This is a genomic window from Nonomuraea zeae (assembly GCF_005889725.1).
GTDB lineage: Bacteria > Actinomycetota > Actinomycetes > Streptosporangiales > Streptosporangiaceae > Nonomuraea > Nonomuraea zeae.
Genome location: NZ_VCKX01000005.1, coordinates 1 through 16,044, shown reverse-complemented (window position 1 = coordinate 16,044; position 16,044 = coordinate 1). Strand labels below are relative to the sequence as shown.

The following is a 16,044-nucleotide window of genomic DNA, read 5'->3' as shown; positions in this document are numbered from 1 at the left end:
CCGCCGAGCCGGGCGGCCCAGGGTCGCCGAGCCGGGCGGCTCAGTCCTCCACGAGGGTCACCAGCGCCCAGGGGTCGATCGGACGGAACGTCGGCACGAGCGCGATCAGCTCGGCCTCGGGCACCGTCCGGCTCACGAGCTGCAGCAGGGCGTCGCCGTGCGTGGCGACCACCGCCGTGCCGAACGCGCCGCTGCGCACCCACACGCCCGGCGCCGCCTCCCGGCAATGCGCGCCCTCCGGCTCGTCCAGGCCGAAGAGGTCCATGTCGCAGGCGGCCTGGGCGACCGCCAGGCTCTTCGCCCCGACGGTGACGTCGATCTCGGAGAAGTCGTCGTCGCTCGTGTAGTCGAGCGCCAGCAGCCGTCCCGACTCGCTCAGGTACGTGAGCCGGTGATCCGGCAGGTCGGGCACCATGATCGGGTACCCGGCGTCGACCATGGTCTGCACCCGCGCCGCCGCGACGATCAGGCTCTGCGCCGAGGCCACCCCGATGTACGTGACGGCGACCAGGCCGACCGTCAGGACGCGGAGGCCCACGTGCAGCGGCATGACGAGCCCGCCAGCGGCCAGGTAGCTGGTCGCGCCCAGGGCCATGAAGGCCAGGCCGGCCTGCCAGTCGCCCAGGTCGAGGCTCGGGGGGAAACGCAGGGACACCACGAGGGTGAGCAGGAACGCCGCGGTGACGGCCGGCCCCGCCGTGGCCACCGCCCCCCAGCGGGGCAGCCTGCCCCACCGGCACAGCAGGAATCCCAATGCGTACGGCGTGATGATGAGCCCCATCATGTCGAGGATTCCGATGTCCTCGCCCCGCCAGCAGAGAATGACGAACTGGGTCAGCCCGACCACTGCACCCACGAGCGCTGCCCGCATCGATGCGTTCATCCTCCGATCATGCCTCAACAAATACGTACATATTGGTAATCGACGGATTCCGATGCGGACTGATCCGGCTCAGCCCGGTCCGGGACCAGGGACCGCCGTCGCCGCAGGGCTTCCCCGTCGCAGATCAGGGGCGCGAACTCCGCGTGAACCGCCCCTTTCGCCGAGGCGACCATTCGCGGCCGCCGGTGGACAGCGACATTCGGGCAGCAGATATTGGACGAGAATGGAGGTTTACATGGACGCACGGCTCGACCATGTCGTCTGCTGGGTTTCCGACCAGTCCGGCTCCCTGCATTTCTATGAGCAGGTGGTCGGTCTGCCAGGAGTGCGGGCCGAGGAGTTTCGCGATGGAATGGCGGCGTTCCCGAGCGTGCGGATCTCTCCCGACACCGTTCTCGACCTGATGGCGTACGAGGCGGCGCGGGGAGTGGAGGAGGGCACGGGGGTGCAGGGCACCGCCGGGCATCCGATCAACCATCTCTGCCTGGCGGTGAGCAGGGAGGATTTCGAGGCCCTGCAAGTGCGGCTGAAACAGCACGAGGTGACGATCACGGGCAGTGGCACCAACTCGTTCGGGGCGCAGGGCATCGCGTCCGAGGTGATCTTCTTCTCCGACCCCGACGGCAACGTGCTGGAGGTCCGCTACTACGAGTGATTTCCAACGCGGCGCAGGGGCCGGTCTCGCTCCGGGCCGGATCGCGGGCTCGGAAGTGTCGGCCGGGTCTGGTACACAGGCGGCATGGGTGTGAGCGTCGATGAGTTCCTCGAGTTGCTGGATGAGCTGCCGAAGGTCCGGATGAGCCATGGCGGCGACTGGGTCGCGCTCAAGGTGCACGACAAGGGCTTCGGCTACCTGTGGGAGGCGACGGAGACCGTCGGGCTCAAGGCCACGATCGAGGAGCAGATCGCGCTGGTCGCGGAGCGGCCCGAGGTGTTCGAGGTGCAGTTCACCGCCGGGCGGTTCGGGTGGGTCGTGGTGCATCTCGATGGGATCGACCGGGAGGAGCTGTTCGAGCTGGTGGCGGAGGCCTGGTGCCTGACCGCCCCCAAGCAGCTGGTCGCCGACTTCGAGGCCGCTCACCAAATCGGGCAGCAGGCGCTATAGGCACGTTCCGGGTAATCTCGGGCAGCGTGCGAGTTATGCCGAACATCCGGTTGCGGGAGTGGCGCGAGGACGACGCGCCGGTCGTGCTCAGGGCCTTCCAGGCGGCCGATCTCCGGAGACAGGCGCCCTGGCCCGTGGTGACGCTCAAGGACGCCGTGGGCTGGATCGCCTCGTGGCCGGGCGCGGGGCACGCGTTCGCGGTCACGGTGGCCGAGCCGGCGGGCGAGCGGGTGGTCGGCAACGTCGCGGTGGCCCGCATCGACGCGCACGACACCGGCTGGGTGTCCTACTGGATGGTCCCCGAGGCGAGGGGGCGCGGGATCGCCGCGGCGGCCACGGACGAGCTGGCGCGGTGGGCCTTTCGCGAGCGCGGCCTCTACCGGCTGGAGCTGGGGCACCGCATCGACAACCCGGCGTCGTGCCGGGTCGCGGTCAAGGCCGGGTTCCGGCCCGAGGGCATCGAGCGGGGCAAGCTGCGCTACGACGGCATCCGCTACGACGTCGAGCGGCACGCCCGCCTCGCCACCGATCCCACGGCCTGAAGCCGGACGATCCGACCGCCGGGAGCTGAGCGGCGCGACGGCCTGAAGCCGGACGATCCGACGGCCGGGAGCTGAGCGGCCCGGAGGCCGTGCCTGGCCACCGGCTCAACCGCTCCGGCGGCCGTGCCTGGCCACCCACCGGCGCGCTGATCTAGTCTTTCTGGGTGGACAGCGAGAGTCTGGCCGCGGCCGGACTGCTGGCAGCCCTGAGCCGGGCATCGGAGATCCTCGCGGAGTTACATCATCCCTTCGTGAGACGCGAGACGTTCTCCTATTTCGTCCCGCCCGCCGGCGTGCGCGTCGGCACCACGTTCACGCTGCCCGACGGCCGCGAGGTCCGCTTCGAGGTGTCGCTCATCGCCGCCGACGACGCCTTCCACGTCGCCGGCGGGATCACCGCGGAGGACGACCTCCTGCTGGAGCTCCCGCTCAAGAGCCTGCCGGGCATCCACGACGCGCTCGCCGCGCTGGACGACTACGCGGGGGACGTGACGGCGCCCGCCGCCCGCATGCTGGACGGCCTGCTGGACGAAATTGTCTAATTGTCAGACAATGTCAGCATGAAGAACGGACCTCTCGCCGTCGTGGCCGCCTCCGTGCTGTGGGGCACGGCCGGCACCGCGGGCTTGCTCGTCTCCGCGGACTCCGTCGCGCTGGCCGCCGCGCGGCTGGTCATCGGGGGTGCGGCGCTCGCGCTGCTCGCGGGCGCGGGCGTGCGGCGCGCCGTCACGCCGGGGCTGCTGCTGGCCGCCGTCGCGGTGGCCGCCTACCAGCTCTGCTTCTTCGCCGCCGTCGGCCGCACGGGCGTGGCCATCGGCACCGTGGTCGCGATCGGCAGCGGGCCCGTCTTCACCGGGTTGCTCTCGTGGGCGCTGCACGGGCGGCGGCCGACCGGGAGGTGGGCGCTGGCGACCACGGCGGCGATCTGCGGCTGCGCGGCGCTGATCGTCGGCGGTGGGGCGCAAGCCGGCGGGCGGATGGTGTCCGGGGTGCTGTTCGCCCTGCTCGGCGGGCTGCTCTACGCCTTCTACGCGGTCTCGGCGGCCAGGGCCATCGAGACGGGGGCGCCGTCCAACGCCGTGATGGGCGTGCTGTTCGGGGGCTCGGCCGTGATCATGCTGCCCGTGCTGCTCGTCAACGGGGTCGGGTGGCTGTCCGAGCCGCGCGGTCTGCTCGCCGTCCTCTACCTCGGCCTCGGCACCACCGCCCTGTCCTACTTCCTGTACGGGCTCGGCCTGCGGACCACCCCCGTCGCCACGGCCGCCACGCTGGCGCTGGCCGAGCCGGCCGTCGCCGCCCTGCTCGGCCTGCTGGTGCTGGGGGAGAGGCTGGCCCCGGTCTCGATCGCCGGGCTGGTGATGCTGGTGCTCAGCCTGGTGGTGGTGGCCGTACCGGAAAGAACGCCGGAAACGGCGTTAGCATCACAGCCGTGACGTTGCCGCTCAGACCTGTCTCCACCGTCGGCGCGCTCGCCGACGCCCTGCGCACCAGGGTGCTCTCCGGCGAGATCGAGCCGGGGACCCCGCTGCCCGAGCAGGAGATCGCCGCGTCGTACGGCGTCGCCAGGCCGACCGTACGGGAGGCGCTGGCGAGCCTGGTGCACGAGGGCCTGCTCAGACGCGAGCGCAACCGCAGCGCCTATGTCCCCGAGGTAACGATCTCGGACCTCCAGGACCTCATGTACGTGCGCAGGCCGCTGGAGGACCTCATGGTCCGGGCCGTGGCCGGGCGGCGGGTGCCCGCGGCGGAGGCGGCGCTGCGCAGGTGGGACGCCTTGCCGGCGGACGCGCCGTGGTCGGAGAGCGTCGCCGAGCACATGGAGCTGCACCAGGCGCTGATCGAGGCGGCCGGCAGCCCCCGGCTCGAACGGCTCTACAGCGTGCTCGCGGCCGAGACCAGGCTCGGCATGGTCCGGCTGCGCGCGGTCTACCGCGACAGGGACGTGGTGGTCAGGGAGCATCGCGAGCTGCTCGACGCCATCGCGGAGGGGCCGGTCGAGCACGCGCGGGCGGCGATGGCGGCCCACCTCAGCCACACCTGGGGCAGCGATCCGCACTCCTGAGAGCCGCTCGTATGCGCGCTGTGCGCACCATTGAGCGCGAACCCTTGCGGGACAACCCCAGAACTCGCAAGAATCGCGGCCATGCACGGCAACCCGATGCCGGACTCCTACGTATATGTCACGGAAGAGGGCGTCACCCGTCACTACGCGGACGGCAGCGTCGAGGCTCTCGCGTGGGAGGACGTCGTGGAGGTCCGTGTCGTCACAGAGTCCGGGTCAGACGTCCACTACATTCTGCTGGACCGTGACGGTGAGGGCTGCGTGGTTCCGCGCTCGGCCACCGACGCCACGTTTCTGGCACGTTTGCGCTACCTGCCGGATTTCGACCTCGATCGGCTGACCTTGGCCGCCGATTCCACGCACGACGGGGTTGTGGTCGTCTGGCGCAGTCCGGATCCGCCGTCCGCATTGCCGGATCTGGAGTACGACTAGCGGGTTAACATTCCGGCTGCCTGCTGAAATATCGCCGTAAACCTCACATTCCTCTCACGGTACCGGGCATCTTTGGATCGTTCCGTCAACCCCAAAGCCCTCCCGATCTACGTCCGCTTCTGGACATTTGCCGTTATTCCCCAGCTTGGAATGGATCTTTAGTCTTTAGTGGGGGCCGCCGCCCTTGATAGTGCGTGGGACTTGTCAACCCATGTGGTGCAAGGAACGTCAAGTTATCGGCGTGCACGAAGTTGTCACAGGGTGGTGCTATGAGGGTGGGGACTGAGGAGTCCGTTGTTGCACTCCTCGGGGCCGTGCCGCGCCGCGGGTCCAGTATCTGGACGCAGGCGTACCTACGGCTCCTGTTATGCGGGGACACGGTGTGCGCGCTTCTGGCGTGTGCGTGTGTGCTCGGCGTCCGGCTGACCGCCGGCGTGTACATACCGATCGCCGAATTCGTGCTCGGATTCGGCCTGCTCGTCACCTGGCCCATCGCGTTGATGCTGGCCGGCGCGTACCGCCAGCGCGCCAATGGTGAGGGCACCGAGGAGTTCAAGGCCGTGTTCAACGGCGGGGTCGGCCTGATGGCCACCACGGCGATCATGGCCTACGCCACGCAGACCGCCGTAGCCCGCAGCTTCGTCATGGCGATGCTGCCGCTGGCGGTGGTGGTGACGCTGTACTACCGCTTCAGGATGCGTAAACGCCTGCATCGCCGGCGGGCCGTCGGCGAGTACATGCGCCAGGTCATCGCGGTGGGGCACCGGGAGTCCATTCTCGATCTGGTGGTGCAGTTCCGCCGCCAGCCGCATCACGGCATGCAAGTGGTGGGAGCTTGCCTGCCGGAGCACTCGATGGACGTCGACCTGGACGGCATCCCCGTGATGGGCTCCTTCGGCGACGTGGCCGAGGTCGTGGCGCACTCGCGGGCCGACGCCGTCGCCGTGCTGGCCTGCCCGGAGCTGGACGGGGCCGCGCTGCGCCGGTTGGCCTGGAGCCTGGAGACCGCGCGTACCGACCTCTTCGTCGCGCCGGCCCTCATGGACGTGGCCGGGCCGCGGATCAGCATCAGGCCGGTGGCCGGGATGCCGCTGCTGCACGTGGAGCATCCGGAGTTCGGCGGCGCCAGGCAGTTCGTGAAGAGCGTCTTCGACCGGTGCGTCGCGGGGCTGGCGTTGCTGCTCCTGTCGCTGCCGCTGCTGGTGATCGTGCTGGTGATCAGGCTCACCAGCCAGGGGCCCGCGCTGTTCTACCAGACGAGGGTCGGCAGAGGCGGCAGGGAATTCCGGCTGGTGAAATTTCGCACGATGGTGGTGGACGCGGAGCAGCTCAAGGGCCAGCTCCTGGAAGCGAACGAGTTCGACGGGGTGTTGTTCAAGATAAGGAACGATCCAAGGATCACCAAGGTAGGCGCTTTCCTGCGCAGATATTCCTTGGACGAGCTGCCCCAGCTGCTCAATGTGTTCCGCGGGGAGATGTCCTTGGTCGGCCCCCGGCCGCCGCTGCCCGACGAGGTGGCCAAGTACCGCACCGACGTTCGCCGCCGCCTGGTGGTCAAGCCGGGGATGACCGGGCTCTGGCAGGTCAGCGGCCGTTCCGACCTGACGTGGGAGGAGTCCGTACGCCTCGATCTGCGCTACGTGGAGAATTGGTCGCTCATCCTCGACCTGCAGATCCTGTGGAAGACCTGGTCCGTCGTCACTCGTGGAGAAGGGGCTTACTAGCGGTGAAAGCACTCGTGCTGGCCGGGGGGTCGGGCACCCGGCTCCGCCCGATCACGCACACCTCGGCCAAGCAACTCGTACCCGTCGCCAACAAGCCGGTGCTCTTCTACGGGCTGGAGGCGATCGCCGAGACGGGCATCCGCGAGATCGGTCTCGTCGTGGGTGACACCCAGGCCGAGATCGAGGCGGCCGTCGGCGACGGGTCGGCGTTCGGGCTGCAGGCGACGTACCTGCGCCAGGAGGCGCCGCTCGGGCTGGCGCACGCGGTGCTGATCGCCCGCGACTATCTCGGCGACGACGACTTCGTCATGTATCTGGGCGACAACTTCATCGTGGGCGGCATCAGCGACCTGGTCGAACGGTTCGCGGCCAGCCGCCCCGCCGCCCAGATCATGCTCACCGAGGTCGGCGACCCGCGGCAGTTCGGCGTCGTGGAGCTCGACGCCGACGGGCGCGTCATCGGGCTGGAGGAGAAGCCGGCGCAGCCGAAGAGCGATCTCGCGCTGGTCGGCGTCTATCTCTTCAGCCCGGCGATCCACGCCGCGGTGGCCGAGCTGAAGCCGTCATGGCGGGGCGAGCTGGAGATCACCGACGCCATCCAGTGGCTGATCGAGGCGGGCCTGCGGGTCGACTCCTCGGTGGTCTCCGGCTACTGGAAGGACACCGGCAACGTCACCGACATGCTGGAGGTCAACCGGCTCGTCCTGGAGTCGCTGGAGGCCCGCGTCAGCGGCCACGTCGACGAGGCCAGCGAGCTGATCGGCCGGGTGGTCGTCGAGCCGGGCGCGGTGGTCGAACGCTCGCGCCTGGTCGGCCCGGTGATCATCGGACCGGGCGCGCGGATCGTGGACAGCTACGTCGGCCCGTTCACCTCGATCGGAGCCGGCTGCACCGTCTCGGGCAGCGAGATCGAATACTCGATCGTGCTGCCCAGGGCCTCCCTCGAAGGCGTGCGCAGGATCGAGGCGTCGCTCATCGGCCACGACGTCGAGGTCACCCCGGCGCCCAACACGCCCAGAGCTCACCGTCTCGTCCTCGGCGACCACAGCAAGGTACAGATCAGCTCATGAGGAACATCCTGGTAACCGGCGGTGCGGGCTTCATCGGCTCGCACTTCGTCCGCTCGCTGCACGATCAGCCTGCGGACGTGACCGTGCTGGACAAGCTCACCTACGCCGGCAACCGCGCCAATCTCGACGGCGTGCGGCACACGTTCGTGCACGGCGACATCTGCGACGCGGGCCTGCTCGCGGAGGTGGTGCCCGGGCACGACCTGGTGGTCAACTTCGCGGCCGAGTCGCACGTCGACCGGTCGATCGACGGGGCGGCCGAGTTCGTCCGCACCAACGTGCTCGGCACCCAGACGCTGCTGCAGGCCTGCCTGGACGTGGGCGTCGGCAAGGTGGTGCAGGTCTCGACCGACGAGGTGTACGGCTCGATCGAGCACGGCTCGTGGACCGAGGACACGCCGCTCAACCCCCGCTCGCCGTACGCGGCCTCGAAGGCGGGCGCCGACCTGATCGCGCGCGCCTACGCGATCACCCACGGGCTCGACGTCTCCATCACCCGCTGCGGCAACAACTACGGGCCGAGACAGTACCCAGAGAAGGTCATCCCGCTGTTCGTCACCAACCTGCTGCGCGGCAGGAAGGTGCCGCTCTATGGCGACGGCGGCAACGTGCGGGACTGGATCCACGCGGAGGACCACTGCGCGGGCATCCGGCTCGTCGCCGAGCGGGGCGAGCCGGGGGAGATCTACCACATCGCCGGCACCGCCGAGCTGACGAACCTGGAGCTGACCCGGCGGCTGCTCGACGCCTGCGGCGCGGGGTGGGACATGGTCCAGCACGTCGAGGACCGCAAGGGCCACGACCGCCGCTACTCGCTCGACGACACCAAGCTGCGGGCGCTCGGCTACCGGCCGGAGATCCCGTTCGACCAGGGGCTGAAGGACACCGTGCGCTGGTACCAGGCCAATCGCGACTGGTGGTCGGCGTGCGGTGGCTGATCACGGGCGGCGGGGGCATGCTCGCCGCCGACCTGCACGACAGGATCGCGCTCACCGGCGACCCCGTCATCGCGCTGGCCCGTGCCGAGCTGGACTTATGCGACAAACGCGCGGTACGCGACTTCGTATGCGCCTACCGGCCCCGGGTGGTGGTCAACTGCGCGGCCTGGACCGCCGTGGACGAGGCCGAGACGCGCGAGGACGAGGCCATGGAGATCAACGGGCATGCCGTCGGCAACCTGGCCGAGGCGTGCACCCGCGCCGGGTCGAAGCTGCTGCACCTGTCCACCGACTACGTCTTCGACGGATCGGGGCGCGAGCCCTACCTGGAAGGCGACCCCACCGGGCCGCTGAACGCCTACGGCCGCACCAAGCTGGCCGGCGAGCGGTCGGCGCTCCACCACGGCCACTACGTGGTGCGCACCGCCTGGCTGTACGGCTCGGCGGGCCAGAACTTCGTCACGACGATGATCAGGCTGGCGGCCGAGCGTGAGACCGTGGACGTGGTCGACGACCAGCGCGGCCAGCCGACGTGGACCGCCGACCTGGCCGACTACCTGGTCAGGCTGGCGCAGTCGGACCTGCCGCCCGGCGTCTATCACGGCACCAGCGCCGGCGAGACCACGTGGTGCGGCCTGGCCAAGGAGATCTTCACGCTGCTCGGCCACGACCCGGCCCGCGTGCGCCCGGTCAACTCCGCGTCCTTCCCGCGCCCGGCCAGGCGCCCGGCCAGCAGCGTGCTCGCGCACACCCGATGGGAGCCGATCCGGCATTGGCGGCCCGCCCTGCACGCCGCCTGGCCGGTGCTGATGCGAGGGCGCCGGTGCGGGGTCGTCTAGTGGTCCCGCTGTGCTGGCTGGTGCTCGTGCCCTTCGCGGGATGGGCTGGACTGCGGCTGGCCGGATGGGAGCCGAAGTTCGTCTGGTCGCAGCTGGTCTCCTTCACCCCCTACGCGGCCGCGGCTTCGCTGCTGCCGCTGCTCGTCGCGCTCCTGATCCGCAACGGGCCGCTGGTCGTGGCCGCGCTGCTGGTGACGGGGGCCTTCGCGGTGGCCGTGCTGCCGCGCGCGGTCCCCGGGGGCAACGCGGAGGCCGGCGGGCCGGTGCTGCGGGTGCTGGCGGTCAACCTGCTGCACTCTTCCGTGCTGCCGGAGGACCTGGTGGACGTGGTCAGGCGCGAGCGGCCGGACGTGCTGCACCTGCTGGAGTTCACCTTCCTGATGCGCGAGCGGGTGGAGGAGCTCGGGCTGAGCCGGCTCATGCCGTACGAGGTGGCGGTGCCGGGCTCGGACTCCGAGGGCGCGGCGATCTACTCGCGTTACCCGCTGCGGCCGGCCGGCACGCAGATCGCGGCCCCGCCCTTCGCCGAGAGCCCGCGGCACCTGCCCGCCGTGCTCACCGCGCCGGGCGGCAGGGAGGTGGACCTGGTCGCCGTGCACGCGTGCGCGCCGTCCGAGGGCTGGCGGACGGCATGCTGGGCGTCGAGCATCAGGGCGTTGCCGCCGGCCGGTGGCCGCCTGCGCGTGCTGGCCGGCGACTTCAACTCCACGCTCGACCACGCGGTGCTGCGCGAGCTGATCGCCACCGGCTACCGGGACGCCGCCGACGTCACGGGCAAGGGGCTGTCGATGACGTGGCCGTACTACCAGCAGCCCCGGCTGTTCCCCAAGGTGGCCATCGACCACGTGCTGCTCGACAAGCGCATCGCCGTACGAGACTTCCAGACCCTGCGCATGCCCAGGACCGACCACCGGGCGACCCTCACCGAGCTGGTGTTGCCCTGATGTCACATTTCCCGAGCTTGGCCCGATATGTCATCGACACCCAGGGGGACGGATGGCATCCAGGAGAACCGTGTTGGGCTTACCGCTCGACGCGCTCACGATGCGTGAGGTGCTCGACCGATGCGTGGCGGCGGTCTCGGAGCGCACGCAGCTCACGATCGGCGTGGTCAACGCGGCCAAGGTCGTCAACATGCGCGGCGACGCCGCGTTGCGGCAGTCGGTCGTCGAAAGCGATCTGGTGCTGGCCGACGGCCAGGCCGTCGTCTGGGCCGCGCGGGCCCTCGGCCACCGGGTCCCCGAGCGGGTGGCGGGCATCGACCTGTTCACCGGGCTGATGGCCGAGGGGGCGCCGCGCGGCTACCGCGCCTACTTCCTCGGCGCGACCGGCGAGGTGCTCGCGCGGGTCCTGGACGAGGTACGGCGGCGCTACCCGGGGCTGGAGGTCGCCGGCGCGCGGGACGGCTATTTCGCGGCCGAGGAGTCGGCCGAGATCGCCGCCGAGATCGCCGCCTCCCGGGCCGACCTGCTGTTCCTGGGCATCACCTCGCCGAAGAAGGAGATCTTCATCCGCGACTGGGGCGCGCGTACGGAGGCCGGGATCATCCACGGCGTCGGCGGCTCGTTCGACGTGCTGGCCGGGCACACCCGCAGGGCGCCGCTGGGCTGGCAGCGGCTGGGCCTGGAATGGCTCTACCGCATGCTCCAGGAGCCGCTGCGGCTCGGGCCGCGCTACATACGGACCAACGGCAGATTTCTCTTCCTGGTGCTCAGGGAGCGCGCCGGTGTCAGAGGCAGGATCGAGGAGACGACGTGACGCATCACCGGATCGCTCTGCTGGGCTCCGGACACCAGGACTTCATCACCGGCATGGTGGACCTGTCCGTGCGCGGACTCCCGCCCGGCTACGTGGACGGCGAGTTCGTGTTCACCCGGCGCGGCCACCAGGAGCCCGGCGGGGAGTGGGCCGCGATGCCGGAGGGGCGCAGCCTGCGTTACTCGGCGATCGTCGCGCTCGGCGTGGCCACGCTGGACGACGAGCGGCAGCGCGCGGCGCTGGCCGGCGACACCCTGCACGACCTGGTCGGCCGCCTGGTCAAGCGGCTGCCGGAGGTGACGGGGGTCGGGGACGCCGCGCTGATCTGCTGGGCGGCGGCCGAGTCCGGGCATTCCGGCCTCGACGTGGCGCTGCGGCGGCTGGCCGAGCTCGACACCGCGCCGCAGATCCACACGGTCGAGGCGGCCTGGGCGCTGGCCGCCCTGGTGGCGGCCGGGGCCGACACGGGACGCGCCCGCGAGCGGCTGCTCGGCGGGCTGGCTAGCGACCGGCTCTACCGGCACACGCTGGGGGACGGCCCGCTCGTGCCCTGGTACCGGGCGCACGTGGGGTGCTTCGCCGACCAGGTCTACCCGCTGCAGGCGCTGGCCCGGCTGCACGCCGCCACCGGCGACCCCGAGGCGCTGCGCGCGGCCGAGCAGGTGGCCGCCGGGATCTGCCAGGCGCAGGGCGACCAGGGCGAATGGTGGTGGCACTACGACGCCAGGAACGGCTCCGTGGTCGAGGGGTACCCGGTCTACAGCGTGCACCAGCTCGCGATGGCGCCCATGGCCCTGCTCGACCTGGCCGACGCGGGCGGGGCGGCCCACGTGGCGGAGATCTCCAAGGGGCTCGACTGGATGATCGAGCGGCCCGCGTTCGTGCTGGACCGGCTCGCCCTGACCTGGCGCAAGGAGGCCAGGGCCGACCCGCGCAAGCTGGTCCGCGGCCTGCGCGCGGCGGCCACCCGGGTGCACGCGGGCTCGGGGCTCGGCGTGCTCGACCGGGTCTATCCGCCGGTCGCCGTCGATCGGGAGTGCCGGCCGTACGAGCTGGGGTGGCTGCTGTACGCGTGGCTGACCAGAAGCGGACAGGTGTCGTGACTTCTGCCTGATTTAGTGCGATAGATCACCTGTGGAGCTCGGGGGGAATTGTCGGCTCTTTAGGGGGTTCATCGTGCTGAGGCGGCTTCGTCATGCGCTCTTATCCATCCTGCTGATCACCACCGGCCTGGTGGTCGTCACGACACCGGCCGCGCAGGCTCTGCCCGGCAACTTCCAGCGTCAGGTCGTCTTCAGCGGCCTGACCAACCCGAGCAACGTGGAGTTCGCCTCCGACGGCCGGGTGTTCGTCGCCGAGAAGAGCGGCCTGATCAAGGTCTTCGACTCCATCACCGACACCACGCCGGCCGTCTACGCCGACCTGCGCACCCAGGTGCACAACTTCTGGGACCGCGGCCTGCTCGGCATGGCCCTGCACCCGAGCTTCCCCGCCGACCCCCGCATCTACGTCCTCTACGCCCGCGACGCCGTGCCGGGCGGCACCACGCCGCGCTGGGGGACGGCCGGCCAGACCGGCGACCCGTGCCCGACCCCGCCGGGCGCGACCAACGACGGCTGCCTCATCACCGGGCGCCTGTCGGTGCTCTCCGCCACCGGGGCGGAGACCCCGCTGATCACCGACTGGTGCCAGCAGCATCCCAGCCACTCCGTCGGCGACCTCAAGTTCGGCCCCGACGGCATGCTGTACGCCAGCGGCGGCGACGGCGCGAGCTTCAACTTCGCCGACTACGGCCAGGACAACCTGCCCAGCTCCGACATCACCCCCGACAACCCGTGCGGCGACCCGCCCTCGCCCGTGGGCACCGCGCTCACCCCGCCGGCCGCCGAGGGCGGCGCGCTGCGCTCGCAGGACCTGCGGACAAGCGCGGACCCGGCGGCGCTCAACGGCACGATCATCAGGATCGACCCCGACACCGGCGCCGCGGCCCCCGGCAACCCGAACGCCGGCAGCAGCGACCCCAACGTCGCCAGGATCATCGCCTACGGCCAGCGCAACCCGTTCCGCTTCACCGTCCGGCCGGGGACCAGCGAGATCTGGGCGGGCGAGGTCGGCTGGAACACGTGGGAGGAGATCAACAGGATCGCCAACCCCACCGGCCCGGTGGCCAACTTCGGCTGGCCCTGCTACGAGGGCGCGAACCGGCAGGGCGGCTACGACGACCTCAACCTGACGCTCTGCGAGAACCTGTACGCGGCGGGCGCGAGCGCGCACAACCAGCCGTACTTCGCCTGGAACCACGGCAGCCGGCCCGCGCCGAGCGACCCATGCCCGTCGGGCGGCTCCTCCTCCAGCGGCGTGGCCTTCTACACCGGCGGCCCCTACCCGGACGCCTACGACGGCGCCATGTTCTTCTCCGACTTCAGCCGCTCGTGCGTCTGGGTCATGACCAAGGGCGCCAACGGCCTGCCCGACCCCGCCACGATCGCCACGTTCGACTCCGGCATCCCCGCGGTGGAGCTGCAGACCGGGCCGGGCGGCGACCTGTTCGCGGTCGACTACACCAACGGGCAGATCGTCCGTTACATCTACAACAACAACCCGCCGGCCGCCGTCATCGGCGCGAGCGCCACCACGGGCAACGCGCCCCTCGCGGTGAGCTTCACGGCCGCGGGCTCCAGCGACGCCGACGGCGACCCGCTCACCTTCCAGTGGGACCTGGACGGCGACGGCGACCTCGACGACTCCACCGCGACCGCGCCGTCCTTCACCTACACCCAGCCGGGCTCGTACGTGGTGCGGCTGCGGGCCGGCGACGGACGCGGCGGCCAGGGAGACGCCACCGTCACGATCAACGTGAACAACACCGCGCCCACCGCGACGATCAACACCCCGTCGTCCACGCTCACCTGGGCGGTCGGCGACACGATCGCGTACTCGGGCACCGGCACCGACGCCCAGGACGGCGCCATCCCCGGCTCCCGGATGCTGTGGACGCTGATCCAGCACCACTGCCCGAGCACCTGCCACGAGCACCAGATCACCACGTTCACCGGCACGGGCGGCACCTTCGTCCCGCCTGACCACGAATATCCCTCGCATCTGGAGCTCAGGCTGACCGTGACGGACACGCACGGTCTCACCGACACCAAGAGCGTGTTCCTGCAGCCGAAGACGGTGAACCTGACCTTCCAGACCGTGCCAGCCGGGCTGCAGCTCGGCTTCAACAGCGAGCAGACCATCGCCCCCTTCACCAGGACGGTGATCGCAGGCTCGGCCAACTCGATCTCCGCGCCGTCGCCGCAGAGCGCGAACGGCTTCAGCCACACCTTCACCTCCTGGTCCGACGGCGGCGCGGCGAACCACAACGTCACGGCGCCGGCCACCGCCACCACCTACACCGCCACCTACCAGCAGGCCCCGGCGCCCGACGGCCTCGTGGCCGCGTACGGGATGGACGCGGGCACGGGCACGGCGGTCGCCGACGCCTCGGGCCAGGGCAACAACGGCACGGCGGCGAGCACCACGTGGAGCCTGACCGGCAAGTACGGCCAGGCGCTGTCGTTCAACGGCACGTCGAGCTGGGTGACGGTGCCGGATGCGAGCACGCTGGATCTGACGGGTGGGATGACGTTGGAGGCGTGGGTGCGTCCGGCGAGCGTGTCGGGGTGGCGGACGGTGTTGATGAAGGAGTTCGGTGCGGATCTGGCGTATGCGGTGATGGGGAGTGGCAGCAGTGGTCCTGCGGCGTTCATCCACACTTCTTCGGGGGCGAACGCGCCGGCTCCGTCGAATCTGCCGCTGAACTCGTGGAGTCATGTGGCGGCGACGTATGACGGCTCGACGTTGCGGTTGTACGTCAATGGCGTGCAGGTGGCGACGAATCCGACGGTCGGCAATCTGCGGGTGGGCACCGGTCCGTTGCGGATCGGCGGCAACAGCGGTTCGGGTGAGTATTTCAGCGGCCTGATCGACGAGGTCCGCGTCTACAACAAGGCGCTCACCGCGGCCCAGATCACGACCGACATGAACACCCCGATCGGCCAGCAGGGACCGCCCGACACCCAGGCGCCGACCGCGCCCGGCTCGCTCGCGGCCACGGGCGGCCAGGGCGGCGCGCAGCTCACCTGGACGGCCTCGACCGACAACGTGGCCGTGGCCGGTTACACCGTGCACCGTTCCACCACCGCCGGGTTCACCCCGTCCGGCGCCAACCAGGTGGGCTCGACGGCGAGCACGTCGTTCGCCGACTCGGGCGTCGCGGCCGGCACGTACCACTACCGCGTCGTCGCCTTCGACGCCTCCAGCAACACCAGCGCGTCGTCCAACGAGGCGTCCGCGGTGGTGACCGAGCCGCCCGTGAACACGGGGCTGGTGGCCGCGTACGGCATGAACGCGGGCACCGGCACGGCGGTCGCCGACTCCTCCGGTACGGGCAACACCGGCACCGCCACCGCCGCGACCTGGGCGGCGGGCAAGTACGGCCAGGCGCTGTCGTTCAACGGCACGTCGAGCTGGGTGACGGTGCCGGATGCGAGCACGCTGGATCTGACGGGTGGGATGACGTTGGAGGCGTGGGTGCGTCCGGCGAGCGTGTCGGGGTGGCGGACGGTGTTGATGAAGGAGTTCGGTGCGGATCTGGCGTATGCGGTGATGGGGAGTGGCAGCAGTGGTCCTGCGGCGTTCATCCA

Annotated in this window: 16 protein-coding genes; 15 read left to right on the top strand and 1 reads right to left on the bottom strand. The window is 70.6% G+C overall.

Annotated elements, in window-relative coordinates:
- Positions 1-40 precede the first annotated feature (40 nt).
- Positions 41-883, bottom strand: a complete 843-nt coding sequence (locus ETD85_RS02665; RefSeq protein ID WP_138687966.1) for a hypothetical protein — start codon at positions 881-883, stop codon at positions 41-43.
- 235 nt (positions 884-1,118) lie between these two features.
- On the opposite strand from ETD85_RS02665, the gene ETD85_RS02660 reads away from it, so the two are divergent.
- The 15 genes from ETD85_RS02660 to ETD85_RS02590 form a co-directional block, all read left to right on the top strand.
- Entirely contained in the window at positions 1,119-1,538 is a 420-nt protein-coding gene (locus tag ETD85_RS02660) for a VOC family protein (protein WP_138687965.1), read from the top strand.
- 141 nt (positions 1,539-1,679) lie between these two features.
- Complete coding sequence (locus ETD85_RS02655; RefSeq protein WP_379507143.1) at positions 1,680-1,988, top strand: MmcQ/YjbR family DNA-binding protein; 309 nt, start codon at positions 1,680-1,682, stop codon at positions 1,986-1,988.
- A 35-nt stretch (positions 1,989-2,023) separates the two neighbouring features.
- On the top strand, positions 2,024-2,530 hold the full coding sequence (locus tag ETD85_RS02650; RefSeq protein ID WP_138687963.1) for a GNAT family N-acetyltransferase: 507 nt from the start codon (positions 2,024-2,026) through the stop codon (positions 2,528-2,530).
- 251 nt (positions 2,531-2,781) lie between these two features.
- Positions 2,782-3,072 carry a hypothetical protein gene (locus ETD85_RS02645; RefSeq protein ID WP_138687962.1) on the top strand — a complete coding sequence of 97 codons (291 nt, stop codon included), beginning with the start codon at positions 2,782-2,784 and terminating at the stop codon, positions 3,070-3,072.
- 18 nt (positions 3,073-3,090) lie between these two features.
- Positions 3,091-3,963, top strand: a complete 873-nt coding sequence (locus ETD85_RS02640) for a DMT family transporter (RefSeq protein ID WP_138687961.1) — start codon at positions 3,091-3,093, stop codon at positions 3,961-3,963.
- Complete coding sequence (locus ETD85_RS02635) at positions 3,960-4,592, top strand: GntR family transcriptional regulator (RefSeq protein WP_138687960.1); 633 nt, start codon at positions 3,960-3,962, stop codon at positions 4,590-4,592. The genes ETD85_RS02640 and ETD85_RS02635 overlap by 4 nt, the downstream gene beginning before the upstream one ends.
- A gap of 81 nt (positions 4,593-4,673) precedes the next feature.
- Positions 4,674-5,024, top strand: a complete 351-nt coding sequence (locus tag ETD85_RS02630) for a hypothetical protein (protein ID WP_138687959.1) — start codon at positions 4,674-4,676, stop codon at positions 5,022-5,024.
- A gap of 269 nt (positions 5,025-5,293) precedes the next feature.
- Entirely contained in the window at positions 5,294-6,748 is a 1,455-nt protein-coding gene (locus ETD85_RS02625) for a sugar transferase (protein WP_138687958.1), read from the top strand.
- Between the two features lie 2 nt (positions 6,749-6,750).
- Positions 6,751-7,818, top strand: a complete 1,068-nt coding sequence (locus tag ETD85_RS02620; protein ID WP_138687957.1) for a glucose-1-phosphate thymidylyltransferase — start codon at positions 6,751-6,753, stop codon at positions 7,816-7,818.
- Positions 7,815-8,756, top strand: coding sequence for a dTDP-glucose 4,6-dehydratase (gene rfbB, locus ETD85_RS02615; RefSeq protein WP_138687956.1), 942 nt, complete (start codon positions 7,815-7,817; stop codon positions 8,754-8,756). Before ETD85_RS02620 ends, rfbB begins: the two co-directional genes overlap by 4 nt.
- A complete protein-coding gene (gene rfbD, locus ETD85_RS02610) occupies positions 8,744-9,595 on the top strand; it encodes a dTDP-4-dehydrorhamnose reductase (RefSeq protein ID WP_138687955.1) in 852 nt (283 codons plus the stop codon). Before rfbB ends, rfbD begins: the two co-directional genes overlap by 13 nt.
- Positions 9,580-10,539 (top strand): endonuclease/exonuclease/phosphatase family protein, encoded by a 960-nt coding sequence (locus ETD85_RS02605; RefSeq protein WP_138687954.1) that lies wholly within the window; start codon positions 9,580-9,582, stop codon positions 10,537-10,539. Before rfbD ends, ETD85_RS02605 begins: the two co-directional genes overlap by 16 nt.
- Positions 10,540-10,609: 70 nt before the next feature.
- A complete protein-coding gene (locus ETD85_RS02600) occupies positions 10,610-11,353 on the top strand; it encodes a WecB/TagA/CpsF family glycosyltransferase (protein WP_206058047.1) in 744 nt (247 codons plus the stop codon).
- The gene (locus ETD85_RS02595) at positions 11,350-12,456 is read left to right on the top strand and encodes a hypothetical protein (protein WP_138687952.1); all 1,107 of its coding nucleotides are present in this window, start codon (positions 11,350-11,352) and stop codon (positions 12,454-12,456) included. Before ETD85_RS02600 ends, ETD85_RS02595 begins: the two co-directional genes overlap by 4 nt.
- A gap of 73 nt (positions 12,457-12,529) precedes the next feature.
- Positions 12,530-16,044, top strand: a 3,515-nt coding sequence (locus ETD85_RS02590; protein ID WP_206058046.1) for a LamG-like jellyroll fold domain-containing protein, incomplete at its 3' end; no start/stop codon positions are given.